The organism is Mesorhizobium sp. M0954, from assembly GCF_040319155.1.
Classification (GTDB): Bacteria; Pseudomonadota; Alphaproteobacteria; order Rhizobiales; family Rhizobiaceae; genus Mesorhizobium.
Map to the genome: position 1 here is coordinate 36,880 of NZ_JAMYNR010000041.1, position 7,478 is coordinate 44,357.

The 7,478-nt window shown below is 56.7% G+C and carries 10 protein-coding genes and 1 pseudogene; 8 read left to right on the top strand and 3 right to left on the bottom strand.

What is annotated here, in order from left to right; translation table 11 throughout:
- Positions 1–40 precede the first annotated feature (40 nt).
- Positions 41–1,996 carry a hypothetical protein gene (locus NKH93_RS31435; RefSeq protein ID WP_352974988.1) on the bottom strand — a complete coding sequence of 652 codons (1,956 nt, stop codon included), beginning with the start codon at positions 1,994–1,996 and terminating at the stop codon, positions 41–43.
- Between the two features lie 300 nt (positions 1,997–2,296).
- Here NKH93_RS31435 and NKH93_RS31440 point away from each other — a divergent pair, with 300 nt between their 5' ends.
- Positions 2,297–2,641 (top strand): hypothetical protein, encoded by a 345-nt coding sequence (locus NKH93_RS31440; RefSeq protein ID WP_352974999.1) that lies wholly within the window; start codon positions 2,297–2,299, stop codon positions 2,639–2,641.
- On the opposite strand, the gene NKH93_RS31445 is transcribed toward NKH93_RS31440, so the two are convergent.
- Entirely contained in the window at positions 2,587–2,838 is a 252-nt protein-coding gene (locus tag NKH93_RS31445) for a DUF6074 family protein (protein ID WP_352492325.1), read from the bottom strand. The genes NKH93_RS31440 and NKH93_RS31445 overlap by 55 nt on opposite strands.
- Positions 2,839–2,913: 75 nt before the next feature.
- On the opposite strand from NKH93_RS31445, the pseudogene NKH93_RS31450 reads away from it, so the two are divergent.
- A pseudogene (locus NKH93_RS31450) lies at positions 2,914–3,111 on the top strand (transposase); the annotation flags it as partial.
- Positions 3,112–3,307: 196 nt separating this feature from the next.
- On the opposite strand, the gene NKH93_RS31455 reads toward NKH93_RS31450, so the two are convergent.
- Positions 3,308–3,640, bottom strand: a complete 333-nt coding sequence (locus NKH93_RS31455; RefSeq protein ID WP_352974989.1) for a hypothetical protein — start codon at positions 3,638–3,640, stop codon at positions 3,308–3,310.
- A gap of 110 nt (positions 3,641–3,750) precedes the next feature.
- On the opposite strand from NKH93_RS31455, the gene NKH93_RS31460 reads away from it, so the two are divergent.
- From NKH93_RS31460 to NKH93_RS31485, 6 genes are all read left to right on the top strand, one after another.
- The gene (locus NKH93_RS31460; RefSeq protein WP_352974990.1) at positions 3,751–3,948 is read left to right on the top strand and encodes a hypothetical protein; all 198 of its coding nucleotides are present in this window, start codon (positions 3,751–3,753) and stop codon (positions 3,946–3,948) included.
- Positions 3,949–4,617: 669 nt separating this feature from the next.
- Entirely contained in the window at positions 4,618–4,845 is a 228-nt protein-coding gene (locus tag NKH93_RS31465) for a hypothetical protein (protein WP_352492322.1), read from the top strand.
- A 359-nt stretch (positions 4,846–5,204) separates the two neighbouring features.
- Positions 5,205–5,459, top strand: a complete 255-nt coding sequence (locus tag NKH93_RS31470; protein ID WP_352492321.1) for a DUF982 domain-containing protein — start codon at positions 5,205–5,207, stop codon at positions 5,457–5,459.
- Between the two features lie 481 nt (positions 5,460–5,940).
- Positions 5,941–6,186: a DUF982 domain-containing protein gene (locus NKH93_RS31475; RefSeq protein ID WP_352974992.1), complete on the top strand. Its 246-nt coding sequence runs from the start codon at positions 5,941–5,943 to the stop codon at positions 6,184–6,186.
- A 147-nt stretch (positions 6,187–6,333) separates the two neighbouring features.
- Entirely contained in the window at positions 6,334–6,435 is a 102-nt protein-coding gene (locus tag NKH93_RS31480) for a DUF982 domain-containing protein (protein WP_352951990.1), read from the top strand.
- A 697-nt stretch (positions 6,436–7,132) separates the two neighbouring features.
- A partial coding sequence (locus tag NKH93_RS31485) for an ATP-dependent DNA ligase (protein ID WP_502896529.1) occupies positions 7,133–7,478 on the top strand: 346 nt, incomplete at its 3' end.

Consider the following 7,478-nt stretch of genomic DNA (forward strand, 5'->3'; position numbering starts at 1 on the left):
AGATGCATCGTCAGAACGGGCGATTGAACCCGTCATGGCTCTATCGATTATCGACTAGATTGAGCTTGTCGAAGAAAATACGATTACGCTTTTTGGCGTCGCTGAGCATCTTCGTGTAGTCCATAACCTCGTAGTAGACCCTGTGATTGGCGTGATAGCCGTAGAATCCCTGCTTGTCCGGCGTCATTGTGGCATTGAAGTCAGTGAGAACTTGCCTGAGTTTTGGCGTTAAGTCTGCCACCACGAAAATCGTGGCCGGAATATCTGCGTTCGCGATTGGGATCGCTCGACCCTTATGTAGGTACTTACCGCCGCGGATCGCGTTGATCACTTTTGCGGCCTGAAGAACGGGGTTCTCATCACCCGCATACTTGTTGCGCCCCGGTTGCTTGAACTCAATCACAATGATTGAGTTCAGCGGATGCTCGTCGTCGGGCCGCTCACCGCTGAAAATAATTTTTTCATCAAAGATGACGATGTCGCCTCTCTGCTTATCCTTCGAATCTACGACTGACAGCGCGTTGTTTCGCTTATCGGACGAAATGAACGAATGGAATGTGAGGCGCTCGTCGATCATCCAGAGATTCTGCTCGCTGGAGGGGATATCTTCAGAGCTATGCTGCATTGGAAATACGAGCTGATGCACGACCTTTTCGAGCGGGTAGTTCTTCTTGTCCTCAGGCAACTTGACTGCGCGTTCGAGGAAATCAAGGATGATCCGTCTGTGCTGAACGTACTGGGCTAAGGCTGACACTCCAAGCTCATTGTACCGGTCCAGGAATTCGGTGAACTCCTTGTGGTATGACTCGTAATCGGTGATCTTGCTCGCCTCGCGAATGATGCGAGTGCTGTCTTTCTTGAGTTCAGTCTCCCGCAAGAACAGTTCCCGGTGGAGTATGCCTTCCATCTCAGACCGAGACGGTGTCGGAGTGATCTTGTTTAAGAAGCTGCCGGCGTGCTTGAGAAGCATCCGATATTGTGGCGCCTCTTCTTGCACGTACCGACGAATCCTATCGAGCTTGACAGAGTTGATGGTCTCGATGACATCCTTCAGATCGTCCTCCACCAACGCTAGTGCCGAAGCGCGTATATCCGTTTTTGGAATGAGCTTGTGATCCGAGAGGGGAAGTTCAAGCTCGGCATCATCAGGATTGCCGAACTCGAAATCGGTACGATTGGTGTTGACGTGTTCGGTGAGGTAAGGGCTCTGGACGATGCCAAGGTAGAAAAACGCCTTGCCGTCGTAGTCCTCAAGCCGGGATGTCAGATTTGGAAGATGGTCTGCTAGGCGGTCGCTGAGGACTGACCGTTGATCCGCAGCGTAGACAAGCTTGTGCTTGGTCGCCCGTGAGGTGGGAAGTCGGAAACCATGTAAAGTGAATGAGTATCCACCGACTTCGAAGGGATAAGCCGAAGCCGTGGCCTTATAGTCTCTTTCAAAAATTTCTTTGAGGTTATGCTTGAGCCCAAGGTCGTTAACCTGAACCGCCGGACACTCCTCGTCCATCAGTACAAGGATGAAGTGTTCGATGAGTTTCTGGATAAGCACTTCCGAGGTGCGGGGGCACTGCCCGTGATATTCCGGCCTTAGTTCCACAAGCTCGATTGTTGTGCCTGTCGCATGTCGCGTGACAGATTTGGGGAGGCCGCGCAGGTCGTCTACATCGTAGTTCTCGTCAAAGGTGAAAGCTCGAGTGAGCAATGCGCCGTCGTCATCCTTGAACGTGCTTTCGATGCGCGCAAATGCAAAGGCCTTGAGCCAGGTGAAGCGACCCAAGCCCTTGCCGCCTCGGCTCAGTTTGTGTGGCGAGAACGCAGTATTAAAAGAGTCGTAGTTGGCATCGTCGAGACCGATGCCGTTATCAATGACTTTGAACCCGCTGATCGGCGGAACTTCCAGGTCGAGTTGACGGCCGTCGCGAACGACCTCGACCGTCATGCGTCCGGGCGTACCCGTCGGCAGTTTCGCTTCCTTGATTGCCTGAAACGAGTTCATGACTGCTTCGAACAATGGCAGCAATGGGCGCCACTGCAGTACGGTGGTCTGCCGTACCTGGTTAGCGATATTTACACGGATAGACATTAGCCGCCGTTGCCCCTTGCGCCGTATCCTACCACTAGATGAACATTCAGGCCGCGCAAGTGATACCAGGTTCTCCTTTTACACACAGCGGTGTCATCAAGACAGAACCGGGCGGAAAGACCTCGGACCCTTATAGGCATCTCAGTGCGAGAATGACGCGAACCATACTCGATGTTCATGCTTCGTGCTTCGAAAGTCGCATAAAAAGGCAGTGTGGAACTCAACGGCGGCTCATTGGTTTTGCGGGTTCAGCTCGTGGAAAAGGTCCGTCGGCCTTTCGTGAATGCGGGTTTCCGCATCGCCTACCTCGATTTGGTCGATGACCGCCGGACAGGCGAGGCGGAGCCGTATCTCGCCCGAGAGCACATTCGCGCGCATTATTTCGACGAACGCGCCTATCTTTTCGTCCGCAGTGAGAAACCTGCGTTTGACGGATGCAGTGGTGCTACGCTTGTGGAGCCCCGGGGCGTCTCTATGCGGCAATCCTTCATCGTGAGCCGATGCTATTGTGCAAGTTTCGCAGCACTGCGGGTGGCGATATCGGCCAAGACAGCATGAAGAAGCGTTCCAACTTCGTGTTCGGCGACCCCGGGTGCAATTCCTGATTCGGACAGCTGAACGAGAATTGCCTTGGCGGTGTTGCGCCAGAAGGCGTTCGCGTCCTTCCCGTTCTTGGATTCCAGGACCCGGGCGATCCCTTCGACCAACTTCCGCCGCCGATGCAGCGGAAACGCGCTTATGTTTGAATCACACATCGATCACCTCACCCCTTCAGTCGCGCGAATAAGCATTGGCGGGTGAGAAAATTTGGTTAACAGCGCTTTTGGACAATGGTCAGCAATGGAATAAAGCGTCTACCCAACAAGCCAAGAGGTGTGCCACGTGTTGATGATCGGCGCGTGCTGAACGGCATCTTCTGGGTGCTGCGCTCCGGTGCTCCATAGCGCGACCTGCCTCAGCGCTATGGCCCGCGCACCACCTGTTGCAACCGCTTCGTCCGATGGCGAAAAGTAGGTGTGTGGCTGCGCAGTAACGAGTCTGCGCCTAAGGTTTGCGGAGCCTCACGCCGGCGCGGCTGCCGTTCTCCGGGATGAACTCGACGCCGGCGGCCTAGAGGGCGATGCGCAAGGCAGCAACGGTTCGCTCTTGGAGCCCTGTCGGGCCGCGACATCTACTTAATGTCTATTTTAGACAGTCGCCGCGACCATAACTTTTGATAACAGGTCAGGGTCGCGGGATGCCGAGCCGCTTGAAATACCGAGTTACGTCCGGATGCTCGCGATCGTCCCGCCTCAACCGCGCAAGCGCGTCATCATCGCCCGCGAGCGCCATAGCCAAACCGGGAGCGCTTATTCTCCACGGAACACCGGGCATTGTCTGGTTGTGAAGACGGTGCTTGATCACCAGCCGCCTGAGTGTGTCTTCGCTTACGTTGTAGTCGTACCTGAACAGATCAATGGCCCTCTGGACCGTGATCTCCTCTGCCGGTGGGATGTAGAGCGGCCGAAGCCGTTCGCCTGTTGCCGGCGCTGTTTTGACAGGGCGCGTATTGATCATTCGGCCCATCGCGCTTTTCTGCGGCCCGCCGTTTCGCCCGACATCAGGGAACGATATCGCCCCCCATGTATTAGAAACCCATGGACACTATGGAACCCCACGGCCACGGGATGGCGGCCGATCTTTTGACATCGGAAGTTGCCAATGCCAGGCAGCGCATCCACCGGACCGAGCTCGCGCTTCAACGCACTGAAGAAATGCTGGCCGAAAATCTTGCGCTGTGCAGCAGGATACGAACTGCGGTCGAGGCCGCAGACCGCTCGGTGAAGATCGATCCCCCCAGCTTTGAAGGACGTCGTGCGAGTTGAACTGGGCCGGCGTTTCATTCGTCGCGACCTTGCGGCACCCTGCCGCAAGAGCCTGCCCTGTTGGCATCACAGCGTGAGCAAACATTGGACAGAAGCATTTCAACGGTCGCTATGTGCAACACCGACGCTAGATCGACACGATCTTCTGTTCAAACAGCGGGGATTAATGCTCGGCGGATCGAAGGGGGCACGGGGGTCTTCGTGCGGGCCAGTTAGCCGATCTCCCGCTCAGAAATTTCAGCCAAAATATTCCGACCTCCTGATGGAACCCGTTCGTTGCGGGCGAGTTACGGCTCATTGGGGACGGACTTCCCGAACATGACAACGAGCAACAAAGCAGACCATCAGTCTGTCTCCGGAGCGTTTCGGAAACTGATCCGTTCCGAAGGCTATCGTCATCACGTACAAACGTTCTTAAATCTGGAGGTCGAACCAGAACTGCCGCCAACCCTACAGTCATTACTTGCGGCTATTGATCGGGCCAAACAGGGGCCGACGGAAGAAGTCCCTTAGCGGGCTGGCTGAGCGTCAGGTCAAAGAGTATAGAGGCTCGCTTCGTGGCTTGTCCCCCTGATTCCCACTCAGAAGTTATCAAACATTCTTCTTGATTTTTCTCGACAGAGGGTCATGAATGTTCCCTTGGGTTCTCGCTGAGGTGGGAGGCCTTGTATGAACGTTTGGACGAACTGCCGACCCGACAAAGTGACTGCCGAACACCTTGTTCACGAGCTGATCCTACAAGTCCGTCGCGGCCAAATCATCTCCGTCAAAGAGACTATTGCAGCGGTGCGCCGAGACGGGCCACATCTGGCGGAAACTGACTGCGAGCTGGTGGAGCTTATTGTCAATGTTGCCCCAGCCTTTGGCCTGTTCGTCGGGTTCGATCTTCGCGAATAACCGCCTCCTCAACAGGGCGGACCGTGGCGACACGGTCTCGATCAAAGCGGCACTACGCGAAGCTCGGGAGACTGCGCCTTATTTGGTGGCCTCCAACGAAGAACTAACCGAGGCGATCGTCGAGGCAGCAACTGCCATGGGCCTCTGCGTGGCTTTCGACTGTCGCGAGTAGCTGTCAGCCAACTTCAGTCACTGTGGCACATCGCAACGAAAGCGCGCCGTCCTGCGCCATTTTCAATAGGTAGGAGTAATCCGCAATTACCTTCGCAACCTGCTCACTCTGCCTGTAGAACGGGAACTGCCGGCTGAGCAAAAGTATTTGCTGGAGGAACTTGATCGGGCCGACAAAGAGTGACCGCATGGCTCTCCACTGGTTCAACCCTCCGGTCCCGGTCAAGACCGAGCGTCCCGGGATCATCCGCAGCGTAAACAACGCCGAAGCAGCCGGCGAGGAGCTGATGAAGTGGACCAAGCGTGGCCCTTGGTGGGACCTCGCGGTGCGCGTTTGCATGGCCGTGATTTTCGACGAGATGGAAGCTGAGGAGGCCCGCAAGGCATTCCTGGCTGCTGCAAAAGAGGAGGGGACATTACTCCCCCCAATGACAACCAGCTAAATTGGATTGCGGTATAAGGTTCTAGGTGTCTCAGACCAACACCGCCTTCGCGAAAGGAGCCCGCCGCCAAGCATGGAGATGAGAGGCGACGGACCCCCGCCACAGCGGCTGCACATCCACGAAGTAATCCCGCTGCCGCCTCTAAACCCGCGAGGGCCTACATCGTTCCCTTAGCTGCAGCTAAAGCGGGGTTGGTCGGCGGGCTCTTCCCGCTCTAAGTTCCCTCTTATGGGTCCCCTCTGGTTCGCTCCCCCGGTCTACGTGAAGACGAAACGTCCGGGCATTCGCAATGGGGTCAGCCACGTCGAGGGAGCCGCCGAGGAACTCCTGGCATGGGGCACAAAGGGCCCGAGGTGGACGAAGGCGGTCCAATCCTGCGTCGACGCGTTCGAGGGCAGGATGTCCCCCATGAGGTGCGTGAAGCCTTTGAGGCGGCTGCCAAGGAGGCCAACGTGTATCTCTCCCCTGAGTAGGAGGTATCATGGCGCCCATCTGGTTCGTCCCGCCGGTGTTCGTGAAGACTGAAACCGGTCTCAGGCATGGCTGCAACAATGCGAAGGAAGCCCTTGAGCAGCTCAAGATGTGGACCCGGCGAGGGCCTCGCTGGCATAAGGCGGTGACCCTCTGCCTGTCAGCCTTGGAGGGCGATTCGATTGACCCCCACATAATACGAAAGGCCTTTGAGGCTGCCGCCAAGGAGGCCAACGTGTATCTCTCCCCTGAGTAGGAGTTGTCGTGGCAACCCATTGCTTCTCCCCTCCGGTGTACGTCAAGACCGACCGACCTGGGGTCACCTACGGGTGCAACAACGTCGAGGGTGCCCGCCGAGGAACTCATGAAGTGGACCAAGATGCGACCTTAGTGGAGGAAGGCTGTGCAACTGTGCGCCGACGCCCTTCAGGACCGTGTGACTCCGGAAGAGGTCCGTCAGGCTTTCGAGGCTGCTGCCAAGGAGGAGAGGGTGCTGCGTGAGTAGCAGGCCGGTGCCCATGGCTATGTTGGGAAGGACCCGTTAGGCTGTCTAATGCTGACCAAGTCCGCGCTGCTCGAAATAGACCCGGATACGAGAGCATTCACTCTGGTCGGCGCATTTATGGCCATTTTGCACTTCTTGAAACTGGCATCGGAGCTGCTCTGGGCGAGGTAGTTGGCGTCAATGGGGCACGTCGAGTAATCATAAATCGAAAGGGGTTCGACGAGAAGATCAAAACCGTACGCACAGGGGACCGGAACCGGAATGTCAGGCTTCTAAAGCCGATGGCAGAAACCGGATACGCTGTGGCGGCATTTGAGGGCCCGTTCCTGCTCTTGATTATTGCCTGTGAGCTGTGTGCGAAAATCGGGAATGGAAGGGCCGGAGGCAGGAAGCACGGCCTCAGGCCGAGGCGCTAACCAAGCGGGTCGGCAATGATCGCGAAAAGCTCAACACGGCCGCCAGCGAAACTAAAGAAGTAGTCGCGCGTTGGACGGCGGATAACGCCGTTTCGTCTCTGAGTATGGTTTAGGTCAGAGTGGTCAAGCCAACGTCGCGTAAGGCAATCAATGGGTCGGGGGCTAGTCAAGCGAAGTCGCCCGCTCGTGACGAGGTCACTTTAGCGCCGCCCGCTTTCCGGCCGGTCCAGCTCGCAACGCTCGTGGACACGGTCCCTGCCGGCGATCGTTGGATCCATGAGATGAAATACGACGGCTATCGTATTCTCGTTGCCGTCGGCGGAGGCGAGGCGCGAGCCTACACACGATCTGGTCTGGACTGGTCTAGCCGTTTTCCCTCGGTCCTCTCCGAGGCTCGCAAGCTCAAGGTGCGCTCCGCCCTGATTGACGGCGAGGCCGTGGTTGTCGATGCGGAAGGAAGATCTAACTTCCAAGCGCTTCAAAATGCATTGAAGGGTGCCCCGGCGACTATCGACTTTTATGCGTTCGATCTGCTGCAGCTCGACGGCGAAGATCTGACAAGGCTTCCTCTTGTTGAGCGCAAGGCGAAGCTGGAGGCGATCTTGCCTGCGAAAAATCCGGTCCTTC